General features: G+C 44.3%; 2 protein-coding genes. Both read right to left on the bottom strand.

The window, feature by feature from the left end:
• The coding region (yhfH, locus tag FNK51_RS25820; RefSeq protein WP_141995188.1) for a protein YhfH at positions 1 to 82 on the bottom strand (82 nt) is incomplete at its 3' end.
• Positions 83 to 111: 29 nt separating this feature from the next.
• Positions 112 to 201 (bottom strand): protein YhfH (yhfH, locus tag FNK51_RS25815; protein WP_141995187.1); only part of this gene is annotated, 90 nt, incomplete at its 5' end.

Raw genomic sequence — 201 nt, 5'->3', positions numbered from 1 at the left:
GTTCCGTGATATGGGTTCCGCACTCCGAACATTGTTTAGGCGGCAGAGTCCTGAAGAATTCCAATGGGTTTTTAGTTTGCATGATGATTCCTCCTTTTTGATTTGGTTTAATCAGTCTTCGCGTTTGGAAAGGCAGTAGTCACATTCCATTAAGTAGGATTCAGCTTGTTCCGTGATATGGGTTCCGCACTCCGAACATTG

Origin of the sequence: Bacillus sp. B4EP4a (assembly GCF_006680105.1) — a bacterium.
Taxonomy (GTDB): Bacteria; Bacillota; Bacilli; order Bacillales; family DSM-1321; genus Peribacillus; species Peribacillus simplex_E.
The sequence above is the reverse complement of the archived record's forward strand: the minus strand, read 5'-3'. Positions and strand labels throughout refer to the sequence as shown.